The organism is Kitasatospora cineracea, from assembly GCF_003751605.1.
GTDB lineage: Bacteria > Actinomycetota > Actinomycetes > Streptomycetales > Streptomycetaceae > Kitasatospora > Kitasatospora cineracea.
On sequence record NZ_RJVJ01000001.1, the window covers coordinates 4,140,658 to 4,160,299 of the forward strand.

Annotated in this window: 17 protein-coding genes; 11 read left to right on the forward strand and 6 right to left on the reverse strand. The window is 75.5% G+C overall.

The window, feature by feature from the left end:
* The first annotated feature begins 116 nt into the window (after positions 1–116).
* On the forward strand, positions 117–1,328 hold the full coding sequence (gene metK, locus EDD39_RS18865) for a methionine adenosyltransferase (RefSeq protein ID WP_123557549.1): 1,212 nt from the start codon (positions 117–119) through the stop codon (positions 1,326–1,328).
* 92 nt (positions 1,329–1,420) lie between these two features.
* Complete coding sequence (locus EDD39_RS18870) at positions 1,421–3,532, forward strand: primosomal protein N' (protein WP_123557551.1); 2,112 nt, start codon at positions 1,421–1,423, stop codon at positions 3,530–3,532.
* Between the two features lie 215 nt (positions 3,533–3,747).
* Here EDD39_RS18870 and EDD39_RS18875 read toward each other — a convergent pair whose 3' ends face one another.
* Complete coding sequence (locus tag EDD39_RS18875) at positions 3,748–4,251, reverse strand: hypothetical protein (RefSeq protein WP_123557553.1); 504 nt, start codon at positions 4,249–4,251, stop codon at positions 3,748–3,750.
* Positions 4,252–4,477: 226 nt separating this feature from the next.
* Here EDD39_RS18875 and def point away from each other — a divergent pair, with 226 nt between their 5' ends.
* The 4 genes from def (at position 4,478) to EDD39_RS18895 (ending at position 8,890) form a co-directional block, all read left to right on the forward strand.
* A complete protein-coding gene (gene def / locus EDD39_RS18880) occupies positions 4,478–5,023 on the forward strand; it encodes a peptide deformylase (RefSeq protein WP_123557555.1) in 546 nt (181 codons plus the stop codon).
* 155 nt (positions 5,024–5,178) lie between these two features.
* Positions 5,179–6,111, forward strand: a complete 933-nt coding sequence (gene fmt, locus EDD39_RS18885; protein ID WP_123557556.1) for a methionyl-tRNA formyltransferase — start codon at positions 5,179–5,181, stop codon at positions 6,109–6,111.
* 139 nt (positions 6,112–6,250) lie between these two features.
* Complete coding sequence (locus EDD39_RS18890) at positions 6,251–7,684, forward strand: RsmB/NOP family class I SAM-dependent RNA methyltransferase (protein WP_123557558.1); 1,434 nt, start codon at positions 6,251–6,253, stop codon at positions 7,682–7,684.
* Positions 7,685–7,918: 234 nt separating this feature from the next.
* Positions 7,919–8,890, forward strand: coding sequence for an aldo/keto reductase (locus tag EDD39_RS18895; protein WP_123557560.1), 972 nt, complete (start codon positions 7,919–7,921; stop codon positions 8,888–8,890).
* A 95-nt stretch (positions 8,891–8,985) separates the two neighbouring features.
* Here the strand turns inward: EDD39_RS18895 and EDD39_RS18900 are convergent, their stop codons facing one another.
* Both EDD39_RS18900 and EDD39_RS18905 read right to left on the reverse strand, forming a co-directional pair.
* Positions 8,986–9,708, reverse strand: a complete 723-nt coding sequence (locus tag EDD39_RS18900; RefSeq protein WP_425269703.1) for a leucine-rich repeat domain-containing protein — start codon at positions 9,706–9,708, stop codon at positions 8,986–8,988.
* The gene (locus EDD39_RS18905) at positions 9,705–10,199 is read right to left on the reverse strand and encodes a GNAT family N-acetyltransferase (RefSeq protein ID WP_244256789.1); all 495 of its coding nucleotides are present in this window, start codon (positions 10,197–10,199) and stop codon (positions 9,705–9,707) included. The genes EDD39_RS18900 and EDD39_RS18905 overlap by 4 nt, the downstream gene beginning before the upstream one ends.
* Positions 10,200–10,391: 192 nt before the next feature.
* Between EDD39_RS18905 and EDD39_RS18910 the strand changes: the two genes are divergently transcribed.
* Positions 10,392–11,018 (forward strand): C39 family peptidase, encoded by a 627-nt coding sequence (locus EDD39_RS18910; RefSeq protein WP_232795271.1) that lies wholly within the window; start codon positions 10,392–10,394, stop codon positions 11,016–11,018.
* Positions 11,019–11,086: 68 nt separating this feature from the next.
* Here EDD39_RS18910 and EDD39_RS39645 read toward each other — a convergent pair whose 3' ends face one another.
* Positions 11,087–11,941 (reverse strand): SCO6745 family protein, encoded by an 855-nt coding sequence (locus tag EDD39_RS39645; protein ID WP_162870056.1) that lies wholly within the window; start codon positions 11,939–11,941, stop codon positions 11,087–11,089.
* A 318-nt stretch (positions 11,942–12,259) separates the two neighbouring features.
* Here EDD39_RS39645 and rpe point away from each other — a divergent pair, with 318 nt between their 5' ends.
* Together rpe and EDD39_RS18920 are read left to right on the forward strand one after the other, a co-directional pair.
* Positions 12,260–12,943, forward strand: coding sequence for a ribulose-phosphate 3-epimerase (rpe, locus tag EDD39_RS18915; RefSeq protein ID WP_030464649.1), 684 nt, complete (start codon positions 12,260–12,262; stop codon positions 12,941–12,943).
* Positions 12,944–13,119: 176 nt separating this feature from the next.
* Entirely contained in the window at positions 13,120–14,079 is a 960-nt protein-coding gene (locus EDD39_RS18920) for a pirin family protein (RefSeq protein ID WP_123557562.1), read from the forward strand.
* A 331-nt stretch (positions 14,080–14,410) separates the two neighbouring features.
* On the opposite strand, the gene EDD39_RS18925 is transcribed toward EDD39_RS18920, so the two are convergent.
* Complete coding sequence (locus EDD39_RS18925; protein WP_123557564.1) at positions 14,411–15,448, reverse strand: zinc-binding alcohol dehydrogenase family protein; 1,038 nt, start codon at positions 15,446–15,448, stop codon at positions 14,411–14,413.
* 239 nt (positions 15,449–15,687) lie between these two features.
* Between EDD39_RS18925 and EDD39_RS18930 the strand changes: the two genes are divergently transcribed.
* Together EDD39_RS18930 and ppsA are read left to right on the forward strand one after the other, a co-directional pair.
* Complete coding sequence (locus EDD39_RS18930) at positions 15,688–16,242, forward strand: Rv1733c family protein (RefSeq protein ID WP_123557566.1); 555 nt, start codon at positions 15,688–15,690, stop codon at positions 16,240–16,242.
* Between the two features lie 261 nt (positions 16,243–16,503).
* Positions 16,504–18,876, forward strand: a complete 2,373-nt coding sequence (gene ppsA / locus EDD39_RS18935; protein ID WP_123557568.1) for a phosphoenolpyruvate synthase — start codon at positions 16,504–16,506, stop codon at positions 18,874–18,876.
* 51 nt (positions 18,877–18,927) lie between these two features.
* On the opposite strand, the gene EDD39_RS18940 is transcribed toward ppsA, so the two are convergent.
* Complete coding sequence (locus EDD39_RS18940) at positions 18,928–19,626, reverse strand: CBS domain-containing protein (protein WP_123557570.1); 699 nt, start codon at positions 19,624–19,626, stop codon at positions 18,928–18,930.
* Positions 19,627–19,642: the final 16 nt, after the last annotated feature.

Here is a 19,642-nt window from a genome sequence, read left to right on the forward strand (position 1 = left end):
GTGCCCCGCGATCGGTAGCCGACCGTTACACTCCACTCCAGGAATCAAGTCTTTCCGGATGCCTCGGGACTTCCGAGCGCATTCAGTCAGCAGCCGCTGCAACCCCAGGGAGCGCTGTGTCTCGCCGCCTGTTCACCTCGGAGTCCGTCACCGAGGGACACCCCGACAAGATCGCTGACCAGATCAGCGACACCATCCTGGACGCCCTCCTCAAGGACGACCCGACCTCCCGCGTCGCCGTGGAGACCCTGATCACCACCGGCCTGGTGCACATCGCCGGCGAGGTCACCACCAAGGCGTACGCGCCGATCGCGCAGCTGGTCCGGGAGAAGATCCTGGAGATCGGCTACGACTCGTCCAAGAAGGGCTTCGACGGCGCCTCCTGCGGCGTGTCGGTGTCGATCGGCTCGCAGTCCCCGGACATCGCGCAGGGCGTGGACACCGCCCACGAGCACCGGGTCGAGGGCGACGTCGAGGACGAGCTGGACCGTCAGGGCGCCGGCGACCAGGGCCTGATGTTCGGCTACGCCTGCGACGACACCCCCGAGCTGATGCCGCTGCCGATCACCCTCGCGCACCGGCTCTCCAGCCGGCTGAGCGCGGTCCGCAAGAACGGGACCATCCCCTACCTGCGGCCCGACGGCAAGACCCAGGTCACCATCGAGTACGACGGCGACCGCGCCGTGCGCCTGGACACCGTGGTGGTCTCCTCGCAGCACGCCAGCGACATCGACCTGGACTCGCTGCTCACCCCCGACATCCGGGAGTTCGTGGTCGAGCCCGAGCTCAAGGCGCTCGCCGACGAGGGCATCAAGCTGGTCACCGAGGGCTACCGGCTGCTGGTCAACCCGACCGGGCGCTTCGAGATCGGCGGCCCGATGGGCGACGCCGGCCTCACCGGCCGCAAGATCATCATCGACACCTACGGCGGCATGGCCCGCCACGGCGGCGGCGCCTTCTCCGGCAAGGACCCGTCCAAGGTGGACCGCTCGGCCGCGTACGCGATGCGCTGGGTCGCCAAGAACATCGTCGCCGCGGGCCTGGCCCGGCGCGCCGAGGTGCAGGTCGCGTACGCGATCGGCAAGGCCGAGCCGGTCGGCCTGTTCGTGGAGACCTTCGGCACCGAGACCGTCCCGGTGCTGAAGATCCAGGAGGCCGTCACCCAGGTCTTCGACCTGCGCCCGGCCGCGATCATCCGCGACCTGGACCTGCTGCGCCCGATCTACCAGCAGACCGCCGCGTACGGCCACTTCGGCCGTGAGCTGCCGGACTTCACCTGGGAGCGCACCGACCGGGTCGACGCGCTGAAGGCCGCTGTCGCGGGCTGAGCCGTCCGGTTCGAACGGAGCCGCCCGCCGGGGAGTTCTTCCCCGGCGGGCGGCTCCGTCGTGTTGTCGGCGGGGTCCGCTAGGTTGGGGGCGTGAGCAGCGCGGACGGCACCGGGGAGCAGTTGGCGTTCATCCGGGAGACGGTGCGCCGGGCGAAGCCGCGGGCCGCGCGCGGGGTGGTGCTCGCCGAACGGCAGCCGGTGGCCCGGGTGCTGGTCGACAAGGGCGTGCTGAGCCTCGACCAGTACTTCGACTACGCGGTGCCGGAGTCGATGTCCGAGGACGCCCGGCCCGGCGTCCGGGTCCGGGTGCGGTTCGGCGGCCGGGTCGGCGCGCACGGGCGGCGCGAGGGCGGGGCGCTGCACGACGGGTTCGTCGTCGAACGCCGGGACGACTCGGACTACGCGGGCCCGCTGGCCCCGCTGGCCCGGGTGCTGTCGCCCGAGCAGGTGCTGGGGCCCGAGCTGCTGCGGCTGTGCCGGGCCGTCGCCGACCGCTACGCCGGGACGCTGGCGGACGTGCTGCAACTGGCCGTCCCGCCGCGGCACGCCGGGGCCGAGGGCGAGCCGTCGCCGCGGCCGCTGCCGCCGCCGGGTGCTCCGGCGGCGGGCAGCTGGGAGCGGTACGTGCACGGCGCCGAGTTCCTGGCGTCGCTGGCCGGCGGGCACCCGCCGCGCGCGGTGTGGACGGCGCTGCCCGGCCCCGAGTGGCCGGGCGAGATCGCCCGGGCGGTCGCGGCGACGCTCGCCTCCGGGCGCGGCGCGCTGGTGGTGCTGCCCGACGGGCGGGCGGTGGCCCGGGTCGACGCGGCGCTGCACGAGCTGCTCGGCGCCGGGCGGCACGTGGTGCTGGCCGCCGAGGCGGGCCCGCAGGAGCGCTACCGGCGCTGGCTGTCCGTCAGCCGCGGTTCGGTGCACGCCGCGATCGGCACCCGGGCGGCGGTGTTCGCACCGGTGCGCGACCTCGGGCTGGTGGTGGTCTGGTCGGACGGCGACGGCAGCCACAGCGACCCCAACGCGCCCTACCCGCACGTGCGGGAGGTGGCGCTGCTGCGGGCCGCCGAGGAGGGTGCGGCGGTGCTGCTCGGCGGCGTCTCGATGACGGTCGAGGCCGCGCAGCTGCTGCGTTCCGGCTGGGCCCGGCCGCTGGCGGCCGCCCGGGAGACCGTCCGGCTGACCGCGCCCCGGGTGCGCACCGTCACCGAGTACGACCAGGCCCGGGACGGGGCGGCGCAGGCCGCCCGGCTGCCGTCGGTGGCCTGGGAGACCGCGCACGAGGCGCTGACCCGGGGGCCGGTGCTGGTCCAGGTCCCGCGGCGGGGCTACGCGCCCCGGCTGGCCTGCGGGCGCTGCCGGGAGACGGCGCGCTGCCGGGCCTGCGGCGGGCCGCTGGAGTCACCGGCGGCGGGCGCCGTGCTGGTGTGCTCGTGGTGCGGCACGGAGGAGCACGACTGGCACTGCACCGAGTGCGGGTCGTTCCGGCTGCGGGCCGCGGTGGTCGGCGTCCGGCGGACGGCGGAGGAGCTGGGCAAGGCGTTCCCGCGGATCCCGGTCCGCACCTCCGGGCGGGACGCGGTGCTGGCGACGGTGCCGGGGGCGCCCGCGCTGGTGCTGGCCACGCCGGGCGCCGAACCGGTCGCGGAGGGGCCCGGGTACGCGGCGGCGCTGCTGCTCGACGGCTGGGCGCTGCTCAACCGGCCCGACCTGCGGGCCGGCGAGGAGGCGGTGCGGCGCTGGCTGACGGCGGCCGCGCTGGTCCGCCCGGCGACGGAGGGCGGCACGGTGGTGGTCGTCGCGGAGGCGGCGGCGCGGGCCGTGCAGGCGCTGGTGCGGTGGGACCCGGCCGGGCACGCGGGGACGGAACTCGACGAGCGGGAGGAGCTCAGGTTCCCGCCGGTCTCGCGGATGGCCTCGGTGACGGGGTCGGCGCGGGCGGTCGCCGACCTGCTGGGGCTGCTGCGACTGCCCGCGGGGGCGGACGTGCTGGGGCCGGTGCCGGTGTTCGGGGGGAACGGGGGCGGTGCCGGGGGGGCGGGCGCTGCGGGGGGAGCGCGGGAGGAGGGGGTGGAGCGTGCGCTGGTGCGGGTCGCGCCGGGGCAGGGGGCCGCGCTGGCGGCCGCGCTGAAGGCGGCGCAGATCGCGCGGCTGGCGTTGCGGGGGGCGGAGACGGTGCGGATCCGGGTGGATCCGACGGACATCGGGTGAGACGGGTGTCGGGTGGGACGGGCGTCGGGTGGGACGGGCGTCGGGTGGGGGGCGCTGTGTGGTGGCGGGGGCGGGCGGAGTGCGCGGGGGCGGTGGGGGCTCGGGCGTGCTGTGCGGGTGGGACGGTGGGGGAACGGGTGGGGGAGTGCGCGAGCGGCCGGATCCGTCCGGGGTGGTGAGGGATCCCCGGGTGGATCCGGCCGCTCGGTGCGGGGCTAGCGGGTGCGCTGGGGCATCAGCGGGCTGGCCTGGCGGGCCTGCGGGATCGGGGGGCGGGCCGTCGCGACGGGGTGCTCGGCCGTGGCGGCGGCGGGCGGCGGCGGGGCGGCGGGGGTGTCGGTCTCGCGCGGGGTGGGGAGGAGTTCGCCGGTGGGGCGGCGCATGCCGTAGCGGCGGTGGACGGCCTGCTTGGTGACGCCGAGCGCGGAGCCGACCGAGTCCCAGGAGAAGCCGAGGGCGCGGTCGAACTCGACGGCGGCGGCGACCAGGGTCTCGACGCTCTCGCGCAGTTCCTGGGCGAGCCGGACGGTCGGGGCGGGGGCGCGGCCGTAGACCACGAAGCCGGCGGAGGTGCTGGGGCGGCGGGGCCGGTAGACGTTGCCCAGTTGGGCGGTGAGCGTGCGCAGGGCGTCGACCTGGCGTCGGACCCGCTCGATGTCCCGCACCAGCAGGTGCAGGGACGCCCGGGCCCGGGCGTCGTGGTTGATCTGCTCGGCCATGGCCTCGTTGCCACCTCTCGATCGGGTCGCGTGCTCGGGGCGCTCGCGCGTCCCGGTCAATTCGCATTGACCAACGCACGTCGGGTCATTGGGTCACGCGCGGAGTGCGACTCGGGATATGCCAGTGGCCGCCCGAACCGGTGGCGGGGATTGCATAGACTTCCCGGAGGCCGCCGTTTCCGGGCGGTCCTGTCGGTGCAGAGTCGGTGCAGAGGGAGTCGCAGTCTTGGCAGTTCAGCCGATCCGGATCTTCGGAGACCCGGTGCTGCGGGCGACCGCGAAGCCGGTGACCGTCTTCGACAAGGAGCTGCGGAAGCTGGTGAAGGACCTGACCGACACCATGCTGGAGGCTCCCGGGGCCGGGCTGGCCGCGCCGCAACTGGGCGTCTCGCTACGGGTGTTCGCGTACAACGTGGACGGGGTGGTGGGCCACCTGATCAATCCGGACCTGTCGCTGAGCGAGGAGGAGCAGGACGGCCCCGAGGGGTGCCTGTCGCTGCCCGGCCTGCGGTTCGACACCAAGCGGGCGTACGGCGTGGTGGCCAGGGGCGTCAACATGCACGGGGAGCCGGTGACGGTGGAGGGCACCCAGCTGCTGGCGCGGTGCATCCAGCACGAGACGGACCACCTGGACGGGATCATCTTCATCGACCGGCTGGACCGGGAGGCCCGGAAGGCCGCGATGAAGGCGATCCGGGAGACCGACTGGGGCGGCGGTCCGGCGCCGACGGTGCGGATCTCGCCGCATTCCACCTTCGGGCCGGTCCGCTGACGGTTCGTCCGCCGATCATGTGTTGAGGTTGTGCGGAAATACGGTTGTCGGGGGCCGGAGGGCGGTCGCCCGGTGGCCGCCCGGTGGCCGTTCGGCGGGTATTTTCCGGCCATCAGATGTTCCGACCGTTCGAATCCAGTGAAAGGCCCCCGCCCGTGCGTCTCGTCTTCGCCGGCACCCCCGAGGTCGCCGTTCCCGCCCTGGACGCCCTGCTGGCCTCCCGGCACGAGGTGGTCGCCGTGGTGACCCGCCCCGACGCGCCGGCCGGGCGCGGGCGCAAGCTGGTGGCCAGCCCCGTCGCGCAGCGCGCCGAGGAGGCCGGCATCGAGGTGCTCAAGCCGGCCCGGCCGAGCGAGCCCGAGTTCACGGCCCGGCTGGCCGAGCTCGCCCCCGACTGCTGCCCCGTGGTGGCGTACGGCGCGCTGATCCGGCCCGGCGCGCTGGAGATCCCGGTGCACGGCTGGGTCAACCTGCACTTCTCGCTGCTGCCCGCGTGGCGCGGCGCCGCGCCCGTGCAGCACGCGGTGATGGCGGGCGACGAGGTCACCGGCGCGTCCACCTTCCGGATCGAGCAGGGCCTGGACTCCGGGCCGGTGTTCGGCGTCCTCACCGAGACCGTCAAGCCCACCGACACCAGCGGCGACCTGCTCGGCCGGCTCGCGCACGCCGGCGCCGACCTGCTGGTGCGCACCATGGACGCGATCGAGGACGGGCAGGCCCGGCCCGAGCCGCAGCCGCTCGCCGGGGTGTCGCTGGCGCCCAAGCTCACCGTCGAGGACGCCCGGATCGAGTGGACCCACCCCGCGCTGCGGGTCGACCGCGTGGTGCGCGGCTGCGCGCCCGCGCCCGGCGCCTGGACCACCTTCCGCGGCGAGCGGCTCAAGGTCACCGGCCCCGTCCGCCTGCTGCCCGGCGAAACCGCCCTGGCGCCGGGCGAGTTGGCGGTCGCCAAGAACAGCGTCCGGGTCGGCACCGGCAGCCACGAGGTGGAGCTCGGCGAGGTCCGGCCGCAGGGCAAGAAGGCGATGGCGGCCGCGGACTGGGCGCGCGGGGCGCGGATCGAGTCCGGGGAGCGGTTCGAGGGCTGAGGGCTGCGGGTCGACGGGGAGCGGTTCGAGGGCTGAGCCTTCGGGGGCGGGGTGCGCGGTGGGTTCGGCCTAGACTTGGGGGAGGCCCCTCGTCGGGTCGGACCTGATCCGTAGCACCTTTTGTTTCGAGGCATTCGTTTTGAGCACCCCCGCCGGCGCGAAGCGCGCCCCCCGTCCGCACCGCCGTCCGAAGAAGGACCCCGCCCGGATCGTCGCGTTCCGGGCGCTGCGGGCCGTCGACGAGCGCGACGCGTACGCCAACCTGATCCTGCCCTCGCTGCTGCGCGAGGCCGAGCGCAAGGGCATGGAGCGGCGCGACGCGGCGCTCGCCACCGAGCTGGTGTACGGCACGCTGCGTGGCCAGGGCACCTACGACGCGGTCATCGCCGCCTGCGTGGACCGTCCGCTGCGCGAGGTCGACCCGCCGGTGCTGGACGTCCTCTCGCTGGGCGCGCACCAGCTGCTCGGCACCCGCATCCCCAGCCACGCCGCGGTGTCCGCGACCGTCGAGCTGGCCCGGGTGGTGCTCGGCGACGGCCGGGCCAAGTTCGTCAACGCCGTGCTGCGCAAGATCAGCGCCCAGGACCTGGCGGGCTGGGTCGCCCAGGTCGCCCCGCCCTACGAGGACGACGCCGAGGACCACCTGGCCGTCGTCCACTCCCACCCGCGCTGGGTGGTCTCCTCGCTGTGGGACGCGCTCGGCCGCTGGCAGCCCGCCGCGAGCGGGCGGCAGGCGATGGAGCAGCTGCTGGAGGCCGACAACGCCCGCCCCGAGGTGACGCTGGTCGCCCGCCCCGGGCGCTCCTCGGTCGCGGAGCTGCGCGAGGCGCTGCCCGAGGTCGAGGACGGCCGCTGGTCGCCGTACGCGCTGCGGCTCACCGACGGCGGCGACCCGGCCGGGGTCGACGCGGTGCGGGAGAACCGGGCCGGTGTCCAGGACGAGGGCAGCCAGCTGGTCGCCCTCGCCCTCGCCAACGCCCCGCTGGACGGCCCCGACCGGCTCTGGCTGGACGGCTGCGCGGGCCCCGGCGGCAAGGCCGCGCTGCTCGGCGCGGTCGCCGCGGAGCGCGGCGCGGCGCTGGTCGCCTCCGAGAAGCAGCCGCACCGCGCCCGGCTGGTGGCCCGCGCGCTGGACGGCAACCCCGGACCGTACGCCGTCATCACCGCGGACGGGACGCGGGGCGCCTGGCAGGGCGGGGCGTTCGACCGGGTGCTGGTCGACGTGCCGTGCTCCGGCCTGGGCGCGCTGCGCCGCCGGCCGGAGGCGCGCTGGCGGCGCCGGCCCGAGGACATCGCCGGATTCGGGCCGCTGCAGCGGGAGTTGCTCCGTTCGGCGCTGGACGCGGCGCGGGTCGGCGGCGTGGTCGGCTACGCGACCTGCTCGCCGCACCTGGCGGAGACCCGGGCCGTGGTCGACGACGTGCTGCGCGGCCGGGCGGACGTGGAGTGGATCGACGCCCGTCCGCTGCTGCCCGGCGTGCCCGATCTGGGGGACGGGCCGGACGTGCAGTTGTGGCCGCACCTGCACGGGACGGATGCGATGTACCTGGCGTTGCTGCGACGAACTGCCTGACGCGGCAGGGGAGTCGGGGCGGGCGGTTTCGGAGGGCCCGGAGTTCGCGGTCCTGGTCACCTCGGTCGGCGGGCGCCGGACCGAGGTGTACCGGGTGGTGAGGGGCGAGTGAGCGGGGGGAGGAGGGGCGGGAGGGGACGGGAGGGGGCGGGTGGTGATGGGGCGTCGGGTGGTGGCAGGGCGTCGGGTGGGTGGGTACTGGACAAGTGGGGCGGGTCGGCAGAGGGTGGGGACATGGAGTACACCCACCTCGGCCGTACCGGCCTGTCCGTCTCCCGGCTCTGCCTGGGCACCATGAACTTCGGCCCGCACACCGTGGAGGCCGACGCGCACCGGATCATGGACGCCGCGCACGGGCACGGCATCAACTTCTTCGACACCGCCAACGTCTACGGCTGGGGCGAGAACAAGGGCCTCACCGAGAGCATCATCGGCAACTGGTTCGCCAAGGGCGGCGGGCGGCGCGAGAAGACCGTGATCGCCACCAAGCTGTACGGCGACATGGGTGACTGGCCCAACGAGGGCAAGCTCTCCGCGCTCAACATCCGCCGTGCCGTGGACGCCAGCCTGCAGCGCCTGCAGACCGACCACATCGACCTGTACCAGATGCACCACGTCGACCGGGACACGCCCTGGGACGAGATCTGGCAGGCGATGGAGGTGCTCACCCTCCAGGGCAAGATCGTCTACGTGGGTTCCTCCAACTTCGCCGGCTGGCACCTCGCCCAGGCCCAGGAGGCCGCCAGGGCGCGCAACTTCCTCGGCCTGACCAGCGAGCAGTCGCTGTACAACCTGATCGAGCGCAGCGTCGAGCTGGAGGTGGCCCCCGCAGCCCAGCACTACGGCCTCGGCCTGATCCCGTGGTCCCCGCTGCACGGCGGCCTGCTCGGCGGGGTGCTGCGCAAGGAGCGCGAGGGCGTCCGCCGGGCGTCGGGCCGCGCGCTGGACACCCTGAACGAGCGCCGCGAGCAGATCCAGGCGTACGAGGACCTGTGCGAGGAGCTCGGCCACCAGCCCGGCGACGTCGCGCTCGCCTGGCTGCGCACCCGTCCGGCCGTCACCGCCCCGATCATCGGTCCCCGTACCGAGGAGCAACTCGACGCGGCGGTGCGGTCGTTGGAGGTCGAGTTGGACGCCAAGACGCTGGAGCGGCTGGACGGGATCTTCCCCGGCTACCGCACCGCGCCGGAGCACTACGCCTGGTGAGGCGTCGACGGTGGGGCGTCCGGCGGGGTTTCGCCGGACGCCCGCGGGGGTGCCGTCGGGGGTGCCGTTGGGGTATCGCTGGGGTATCGGCGGGGTCAGAAGTAGACGGCGCAGCCGCGCTGTTCGAGGGCCTGGACCAGGTGCGAGGCGGGCGGGTGCGGGGTCCAGCGCAGGTCGAGTTTCTCCAGGGCGGGGAGGTCGGCCAGCCAGGGCGGGAGGTCCGTCAACGGGTTGGCGCGCAGGTCGAGTTCGCGCAGCAGGGGGAGGCCGGCCAGGGCGGGCGGCAGGGTGGTGAGGTGGTTGCCACGCAGTTCCAGGCAGCGCAGTTCGTGCAGGGCGGAGAGCGAATCGGGCAGCGTGGTGAGGGAGTTGCCGCGCAGGCGCAGTTCGCGCAGCCGGGTGAGCGCGCCGAGGGTGCCGGGGAGGCGGGTCAACCGGCAGTCCTGGGCGCGCAGTTCGAGGAGTCGGCCCAAGTCGCCGAGACTGTCCGGGAGTTCGGTGAGCGGGTTGTCGCCGACGTTGAGGTAGCGCAGCCGGTGCAGGCGGCCCAGGCGTTCCGGCAGGGCGGTGAGCCGGTTGTCGTGCAGGTAGAGGAAGTCGGACAGGCCGGTGAGGTCGCCGATCCGGTCGGGGACGGCGGTGAGCGCGTTGTGTCCCAGGTCGAGGGTGCGGAGGGCCGTGAAGTCGCCGATGGCGTCCGGGATTTCGGTCAGCTCGTTGTCCGCGAGGATCAGCACCTCGGCGTCCGTCCGGCCCCACACCTCGTCCGGCACGGAGGTCAGGCCCGCCCGCCACAGGTTCACCACCGGCCCGGTCACAGCGCCTTCTCCAGCCAGTGCGCGGCGTACGGGTTGGTGTTGTACGGCGGGATGTCCGTGTAGCCGGTGGCCGTGTACAGGGCGCGGGCCTCGGCGAGTTCGGCCATGGTGTCCAGCCTCAGCCGGGCGTGCCCGAGGGCGCGGGCGGCGTCCTCGGCGGCGGCCAGCAGGAGCCGGCCCAGGCCGTGTCCGCGGCCGGCCGGGCGGACGTACAGGCGCTTGAGTTCGGCGGTACCGGGGGCGGCGGCGCGGGTGGCGTCGGGAGCGGTGCCGAAGGCTCGGACGCCCGCGCAGCCGACCGGGCGGCCGTCCAGTCGGGCGAGCAGGAACACGCCCTGGGGCGGCGCGAGTTCGAGGTCTGCCGGGGCCTCGGCGGGCAGCGGTTCGGCGGGTGGCGGGCCGCTCCAGCGGCGACGGACCTCGGCCTGGTACTCGGTCAGCAGCAGGCGGGCGTCCGGGGAGTCGACGGGTTCGGGGCGGATCTCGGCCACGGCTGTTCCGTTCGGGGGAGGCGGAGGGGGAGGGATACGGGACGGGGACGGGGACGGAGGATAGTGCGGAAACGGGCGGGGGGCGATCACCTGGGCGGGCGGTGGTCCGCGCGGTCGGGGTGGCGGGGGTGTTTGCCGGTGTCGCGGACGGGGCTCCGGGGGAACCGGGCGGAAGTGCGCCAGGATGACCGGGTGAAGCCGATCAGCCATCAGGTCCCCTACTACTCCCAGTGGGAGTCGCCCGAACTCGTGCCCGACATCCTGGACGGCACGCTGCGGGCCGCCGACGACCCGCTGTGGGAGCGGTCCGGCGCCGCGAACGAGGACGAGTACGAGTACTGGTCGTGGCGGCTGTGCGGGATGGCCTGCCTGCGGATGGTGCTCGACCACTGGTGGGGCGTCGCCCCGGCGGCCGTCCGGCTCGCCGAGGAGTGCCAGCAGGCCGGGGCGTACGTCCGGCACCCCGACGGGCGGCTCGACGGGCTGATCCACGCCCCGTTCGCCGCGTACGCCCGCACCCGCTGGGGCCTGCACGCCGAGGCCGTCAGCCCGCTGCCCGCCGACCGGGTCGCGGCCGAACTCGGCGAGGGGCGGCTGCCGATGCTCTCCGTCCACCCCGGCATCCGCACGCTGGCGCCCGAAGTGCCGCGCACCGGAGGCCACTTGGTGCTCGCGGTCGGCGCCGACGACGAGGCGCTGCTGATCCACAACCCGTCGGGCTTCCCCGACGGCTCGCAGCGCGCCGCCCGGGTGCCCTGGGGCGACCTGGAGCGCTTCTACTCCGGCCGCGGCATCGTACTCGGCCCGCCCCCGTACTGACCCCCCGTGCCGGCCCGTGTACTTGGTTCTCCGTGCCGAGGGGCGGCGGGCGGGCGGCGGAGGGGGCGTCAGGCCGCGTTGGGGAGGCCGATCGGGGTGGTCGGGGGAAGGTCGGCGCGGCAGGCGGTGGCGATCGGGCGCAGCGCGGTGAGCAGTTCGTCCAGTTCGGAGCGGTGGAAGTGGGTCCAGACCCGGGAGGCGGCCAGGTCGGTGGCGGCCTCCAGGGCGAGGTGGCGGCGGCGGCCCTCGGGGGTCAGCGAACCGTCCGGGGCCAGCCACCGGCGGTCGACCAGGCGGGCGGTGGCCTCGTCCCACTCGGTGTCGCTCCAGCCCCGGTGCGGCTGCAGGCTCTCGCGGCGGGTGTCGAGGGCGCAGCGGACCACCAGGGCCTCGCAGCCGTCGAGGCCCTCGGTGACCAGGGCGGCGACGTGCCCGTCGCCCCGGTGCTCGCGCAGCACGGTGGTGGCCTGCCACAGCCGGGCCAGGCGGCCCTCCGGGCGAGGCAGGTCGGCGTTCGCGGCGGCCAGCACGCGCCCACAACAGTCCAGGCCGTCGACGGCGCGCTCCAGCAACTCCACCGAACGGTCGATCAGATCCGGCTTCACGTCCACCAGGACGCGCCGCAGCGCGCCCGTCGCCCCCGCGACCCGGGCCTCCAGCGCCCGCTCCGGGCCGGCCAGCGACCAGACCTCCGGCAGTGCCCGTTCGACCATCTGCGGCGCGAAGTTGAAGAACGCGGCCACCACCGGCGCCGCGTCCACCGCGCCCAGCGGCGCCGAACGCCCGCCGAAGTAGCCGCGCCAGTAGCCGCGCAGCCCCGCCGCCTCGTACGCGGCGCGGGCCTCCGGGGAGAAGTAGGTGAGGGCGTGGACGGGCTCGAACAGCCACCAGAGGGCACGTGCGGGGTGGACGACCTGGGTCATCGGACGCCTTTCGTGAGGGGCGAGCAGCGCGTTGGTTCCGCCTGCTCCGGAGCCTGCCAGAGCGGGCCGACCCCGGGAAGGGGAAGTGTTGCGGGCGTGTGAACACTTCGCGGGTGAGCGGGTGAGCGGGTGAGCGGGTGAGCGGGTGAGCGGGTGAGCGGGTGAGCGGGCGGGCGGGTGAGCGGGAGGGTGGGCGGACGGACGGGCGGGCGGGTGCCGCGGGGGCACTCCTCCGGCGGGGGCGTCCGGGGGCCGGGGGATGATGGTCGGGAGCGGTCGCACCGGCCGCCCGCACCGAACCGTGAAGGTACCCTCGCCATGGCGCAGATCAACCCCAGCATCCTGTCCGCGGACTTCGCCCGCCTCGCCGACGAGGCCGAGGCGGTGCGCGGCGCGGACTGGCTGCACGTCGACGTGATGGACAACCACTTCGTCCCCAACCTCACGCTGGGCGTGCCGGTCGTCGAGTCGCTGGCCCGCGCCACCGACACCCCCCTCGACTGCCACCTGATGATCGAACAGCCCGACCGCTGGGCCCCGCAGTACGTCGAGGCCGGCGCCGGTTCCGTCACCTTCCACGTCGAGGCCGCCGCCGCCCCCGTCCGCCTGGCCCGGGAGATCCGCGCCAAGGGTGCCCGCGCCTCGATGGCGCTGCGCCCCGCCACCCCGATCGAGCCCTACGAGGACCTGCTGCCCGAGCTCGACATGGTGCTGATCATGACCGTCGAACCCGGCTTCGGCGGCCAGTCGTTCCTCGACATCATGCTCCCCAAGATCCGCCGCACCCGGCAGCTGATCGACAAGCACGGCCTCGACCTGTGGCTCCAGGTCGACGGCGGCGTCGCCGCGGGCACCATCGAAGCCTGCGCCGAGGCCGGTGCGGACGTGTTCGTGGCCGGCTCCGCGGTGTACGGCGCCGCCGACCCGGCCGAGGCCGTCCGCGGGCTGCGCGCCCAGGCGGCGGCGGCCAGCGCGGACGCCTGGTGGGCGTGCAAGCACTGACCGCGTGCGGGAGCCGCGGTGCGTCGTCCAGGCGTCCGGTGGTGCCCGGGCACCTGTCCGGCCACCTGTCCGGCCACCTGTCCGGGCCTCCGGGCGGCCTTCCCGTGCGGCGGGCACACCGGCAGCGGCGACGCGCGGCCCTCGGTAACCGGGGCGGGCGGCCGATACTGGCGGGCATGAGCAACCTCGACCGGAAACCCGCCCCGGCGGTCTGCGGGCGGCAGGCCGCCACCGGCCCCGTCAAGGACCTGCTGACCGGGCGTCACGTCCCGCTCGGCGAGTCCACCGTGGTCCGGCGGCTGCTGCCCAACCTCGGCCGCCGGATGGTCGGCGCCTGGTGCTTCGTCGACCACTACGGCCCCGACGACATCGCCGACGAACCCGGCATGCAGGTGCCGCCGCACCCCCACATGGGCCTGCAGACCGTCAGTTGGCTGCACGAGGGGAGCGTCCTGCACCGGGACAGCCTCGGCAGCCTGCAGACCGTCCGCCCCCGCGAACTCGGCCTGATGACCTCCGGCCGGGCCATCTCGCACTCCGAGGAGTCCCCGCGCGCGCACGCGCCGCTGCTGCACGGCGCCCAGCTCTGGGTGGCGCTCCCCGACGCGCACCGGCACACCGAACCCGCCTTCGAGCACCACCCCGAACTGCCCGTGGTCACCGCCGGCGGCCTGCGCGCCGACCTCATCCTCGGCACCCTCGACGGCGCGACCTCGCCCGGCACCACCCACACCGCCCTCACCGGCGCCGACCTCACCCTCCGCGAGGGCGCCGCCCACCGCCTCCCGCTCGACCCGGGCTTCGAGTACGCGGTCCTCGCCATGACCGGCTCCGTCGACGTCGACGGCGTCCCGGTCGAACCCGGCTCGCTGCTCTACCTCGGCTGCGGCCGCCGCGAACTCCCGCTGCGCGCCCGCACCGACGCCGCCCTGCTGCTGCTCGGCGGCGAACCCTTCGAGGAGCGCCTGGTCATGTGGTGGAACTTCGTCGGCCGGTCCGGTGCGGAGATCGTGCAGGCCCGCCTCGACTGGGAGACGGGAGACCGGTTCGGCGAGGTGCACGGCTACGACGGGGACCGGCTGCCCGCCCCGCAACTGCCCGCCACACCGTTGAAACCACGCGGGCGCGAGCGCTGAGCTGCGGTGACGACGACCAGTGGTCCTCCTCCGCCGGGAGGATCCGCGGACGTGGTCGCGGGTCAGCCGGGCGGGGACGGTCTCGTGGCAGGTGACGGGACCGCCGTGGTCGCGGGCGCCCTGGAGGGTCTCGCGGTTGGCGGAGCAGGTCCGCAAGACCCTCCAGAGCGCCCCGCTTGCGGTGGACCCGGGTTCCGGTGGCGCGCGGTTCTGCGGTCGCCCTCGGTGAGCGGTAGGCGCCGCGGGGGTCGGCGTGGTCCCGGTGGATCCGTTGGGCCGGGACCCGTTGGGCCGAGCCCGCGAGGGCCGCGGCCAACCATGCGCGAGGTCGTCAGGGCACCAGCACCGCGACGCCGGTCACCCGGTCCGCGGCGAGGTCCGCGAGCGCCGCGTCCGCGCGCCGCATCGGGTAGCGGTTCACCCGCACCACCGGCCGGACCCGGGCGGCCTCCGCCAGGAACGCCCGCCCGTCGGCCCTGGTGTTGGCGGTGACGCTGCGCAGCGTCCGTTCCTGGAACAGGTGCCGCTGGTAGTTCAGGACGGGGACGTCGGTGAGGTGGATCCCGGCGACCGCGAGGGTGCCGCCGCGGTCCAGCGCGGCCAGGGCGACCGGGACCAGCTCGCCCGCGGGGGCGAACAGGATCGCGGCGTCCAGCGGTTCGGGCGGCGGGTCGTACGAGTCGCCCGCGAAGCCCGCGCCCAGCTCCCGGGCCAGGCCGCGGGCCGCCTCGCCCCGGGTGAACACGGCCAGCCGGGCGCCCCGGGCCAGCGCGACCTGGGCCGTCAGGTGGGCGGAGGCGCCGAAGCCGTAGATGCCGAGCAGCCCGCCCTCCGGCAGTTCGGCCCGTTCCAGCGCGCGGTAGCCGATGATTCCGGCGCACAGCAGTGGCGCGAGCTCCTCCGCGGGCGGCTCCTCGGGCAGCCGGTAGGCGAAACGGGCGTCGGCGGTGACGGACCCGGCGTAGCCGCCGTGCCGGTCCCAGCCGGTGTACGCGGAGGCCGGACAGAGGTTCTCCCGTCCGCCGAGGCAGTAGCGGCAGCGCCCGCACACCCCGGCCAGCCAGGCCACCCCGGCCCGGTCGCCGACCGCGAAACCCTCCGTCCCCGGCCCCAGCGCCGTCACCCGCCCCACCACCTCGTGGCCCGGCGTGCACCGCGGCACCCGCGGCGGAAGGTCCCCCTCGGCGAGGTGCAGGTCGGTGCGGCAGACGCCGCACGCCTCCACCTCCACCAGGACCTCGCCCGCACCGGGGACGGGAGGTGGCCGCCGCTCCAGGACCAGCGGCCCGGAGCCCGCCGTCCCGACCGGGCCGGGGCGGGCCACCACCCAGGCCCCGGTCTCCGCGGAGGATGCGCCGCTGTCGTCCATCACCCGCTCCGTTCTCCCGCACCCGTTCACGGCGGCGAAGGTCCTGACCGGTCCCGGCCTCCCGTGCACGGCTCCTCCTCCCAGCGTGCTCCCGTACGCGCCCGGTGCCGAGCCGGACCGGCGGCCCGGGCCCGTTGCCGGGCGGAAAGGGCCGTTCGGACCATGCGGGGCCGCGCCGCTTCCCGGGAGGCTGGGGAGCACCCGGGGAGCCCGGCCGGCCGGTTGAGGAGGCGGACGCCATGCGCACGCGACCGAGGCAGCGGAAGAACCCGCTCAGACGGGGCAGCGACCGCCTCCAGTGGTGGCTGTCCCGGTTCCTGCTGGCGCTCGCGGTCGCCGGCCTGCCGGCAGCGCTCGCGGTCGGCCTGGCGTCCTACCACTCCCAGGTCCGGGAGGCGCAGGCCGAGGCCGCCGCCCGGCACCCGGTGACGGCGCGGCTCGCCGAGGACGTCCCGGCCGGACTCGAGACCCGCACCGTGCCGGCCGTCGTCACCTGGACCGCCGACGGCACCACCCACAGGACCACCACCGAGGTGGACTCCGGCCAAGGCGCCGGCGCCCCGGTGCAGATCTGGCTGGACGCGCACGGCGCCGTCGTCCACGCCCCCGCCACGGCCGGCCAGGCCACCGCGGCGGCGTGGACCGACGCCCTGGTCACCGCCACGGCCCTGCCCCTGGTCAGCGCGCTCGTCTGGAGGGGCACGCTGTACGTCCTCGACCGCCGCCGCTACGTCCGCTGGGACGCCGAGTGGCAGCAGGTCGAACCCCACTGGACCCGCCGCCAACCGAGCTGACGTGCTCCGGGCGGGCCCGGATGGGGCCGCCCGAGTCCGTCCGGCCCCATCCGGCCTGTCCCGGTCGGCCCCGGGCTCCCGGCCCCCGCGGCACTGGGTGCGGCCGGAGCGGCGCGGGACGGTGGAGGAGACACCCCGAGGAGGTGGCAGCCATGGACCGCATCCGGATCTCCGGGCGCCCGACCCGCCCGCAGCCGCGCCCACCGCTGGACCTGCGGACCCCGTCCGGCCGACCGATGCCCTACTGACCGGGAGGACACCATGCGACGGATCGTCCCCTTCAGCGGGCTCGGCCGCGCCGACGTCGCCCTGGTCGGCGGGAAGAACGCCTCCCTCGGCGAACTGACCACCGCCCTCGCGGCGGCCGGGGTCAGAGTCCCGGAGGGCTTCGCCACCACCGCGGACGCCTACCGGGAGTTCCTCGACACCACCGGCCTGCGGCAGCGCGTCGCCGACCGGCTCGACCGGCTGCAGCACGGCGCCCCGCTGCCCGAGGTCGGCTCCGCCGTCCGGGCCGCCCTGCTGGCCGCCCCGCTGCCGCCGCAGCTCGAAGCGGAACTCGCCGACGCCTACTGCGCGTTGGCGCACTCCGCCGGGCGCACCGACCCGGACGTCGCGGTGCGCTCCAGCGCCACCGCCGAGGACCTGCCCGAGGCCAGCTTCGCCGGCCAGCAGGAGACCTTCCTGAACGTCCGGGGCGTTCCCGCGCTGCTGGACGCCTGCCGGCGCTGCTACGCCTCGCTGTTCACCGACCGGGCGATCGACTACCGCCGGCGCCTGGGCTTCGACCAGCTCGAAGTGGCCCTGTCCGTCGGGGTGCAGCTGATGGTGCGCTCCGACCTCGGCAGCGCCGGCGTCGCCTTCACCCTCGACACCGAGACCGGCCACCCGGGCGTGGTCCTGGTCAGCGCGGCCTGGGGCCTGGGCGAGACCGTGGTCGGCGGGCAGGTCGACCCGGACGAGTACCTGCTGGCCAAACCGCTCCTCGGCGACGGAGCCGGTACGGCACGCACCCCGCTGCTGCGGGCCGCCGTCGGGGCCAAGCGGTGCAAGGCCGTCTACGCCGAGCACGGCCTCACCCGGCTCGTCGACACCACCGCCGCGGAGCGCGCCGCCCGGGTCCTGGACGACGCCGACCTCGACGTGCTCGGCCGCTGGGCCGTCGCCGTCGAACGGCACTACGGCTGCCCGATGGACCTCGAGTGGGCCAAGGACGGCCGCACCGGTGAGCTCTTCCTGGTCCAGGCCCGGCCGGAGACCGTCCAGTCCCGGCGGCACGACCCGGTGCTGCGCCGCTACCGGATCACCGGCACCGGGCGGAGACTGGTCGACGGCCTCGCGGTCGGCCAGGCGGCGGGCCGCGGGCCGGTCTGCGCGCTGGCGTCCCCCGGCGAGATCGCCCGCTTCCCGGACGGGGCGGTCCTGGTCACCGCGGTCACCGACCCCGACTGGGAGCCGCTGATGAAGCGGGCCTCGGCGATCGTCACCGACCACGGCGGCCGCACCTCGCACGCGGCGATCGTCAGCCGCGAACTCGGCGTCCCCGCCGTGGTCGGCACCGGGCGGGCCACCGCGGTCCTCACCGACGGCCAGGAGGTGACCGTCTCCTGCGCCGAGGGCGAGGAGGGCCACGTCTACGCCGGGCGGGTCGACTGGGAGGAGACGGAGACCGACCTCGCCGCGCTCCCGGCCACCCGCACCCGCGTCCTGCTGAACCTCGCGGACCCGGCCGCCGCCTTCCGCTGGTGGCGGCTGCCCGCGGACGGGGTCGGCCTGGCCCGCACGGAGTTCGTCGTCGCCCACCAGGTGCGGGTCCACCCGATGGCGCTGGTCCACCCCGAACGCCTGGACCCCGAGGACCGGCGGGCCGTCGACGCCCTCACCGACGGCTACCCCGACCGCACCGAGTACTTCGTCGACCGGCTCGCCCAGGGCGTCGCCCAACTCGCCGCCTCCCACTGGCCCGCCCCGGTGGTCGTCCGCACCAGCGACTTCAAGACCAACGAGTACGCCCGCCTGCTCGGCGGCCGCCCCTTCGAGCCGGTCGAGGCGAACCCGATGATCGGCTGGCGCGGCGCGAGCCGCTACTACGACGCCGGCTACCGCGAGGGCTTCGCGCTGGAGTGCCGGGCGCTGCGGCGGGTCCGCGACGAGATCGGCCTGACCAACCTCGTGGTGATGATCCCGTTCTGCCGCACCCCGGACGAAGCCGACCGGGTGCTCGCCGAACTGGCCGCCCACGGGCTCGCCCGCGGCCGCAACGGCCTGAAGGTGTACGTGATGGCCGAGATCCCCTCGAACATCGTGCTCGCCGAGGAGTTCGCCGCCCGCTTCGACGGCTTCTCCGTCGGCAGCAACGACCTCACCCAGCTCACCCTGGGCGTCGACCGGGACTCCGACCGGCTCTCCGACCTCTTCGACGAGGCCGACCACGCCGTCACCCGCTCGATCGAGCACCTGGTCACCGCCGCCCACGCCGCCGGCCGCCCGGTCGGCCTGTGCGGCCAACGCCCCAGCAGCGACCCGGAGTTCACCCGCTTCCTGGTGCACTGCGGCATCGACTCGGTCTCCGTCGCACCGGACAGCTTCGCCGCCGTCAAGCAGTGCATCGCCGAGGCGGAGGGCGGAAGCTGACGGACCGGGGCCCGGGCCGGCGAACCGTCCGCCGGCCCGGGCCCCGGCCGCTCAGCGCCCGCCCGCCCGGTGGGCCCGGGGATGCTCGAACGCGGTCCCCGTGTCGTCCTCGGTCCAGTCGAGCGACAGGTGGACGGCCACCACGCCGTCCACCGCGCGGCACAGGCGTTCGGCGACCGGGAGGAGGCTGCGGCGGGGGAGGCGGCCGGTGAGGGTGACCACGCCGTCCTGCACGGTGGCGGAGACGGCGTCCGGGGGGAGCCACAGGGTCCGGCCGAGGACCTCGTGGACGATCTCCTCGCGGATCGCTCCGTCGTGCCGCAGGAAGACCTGCAGCAGGTCGGCCCGGCTGACGATGCCGATCAGGCGGCCGGCCTCGTCCACCACCGGGAGGCGCTTGACCCGGTGCCGGTCCATCCGGCGGGCGGCCTCGCCGACGTCCCAGGACGCCCGCGCGGTCACCACGGGGCTGGTCATCAGCCCGCCCGCGGTCTCCGCCTCGGCCCGGGCCTGCTCGGCGGGCCGCAGCCAGCGGCCGGGGTGGCGGTCCTCCGGGTCGGGCAGGACGGCCTCCTTGCGGAGCAGGTCGGCCTCGGAGACCACGCCGATCGGCCGGTCCTGGTCGTCGATGACCGGCACGGCGGTGATGTCGTTGCGGTGGAACAGTTCGGCGACCTCCTTGAACGGGGTGTCCGGCCGGGCCGTCACCACCTCGCGGGTCATCAGTTCGCGGACGCTTCGGTGCTGCATGGTTCCCACTCCTCCG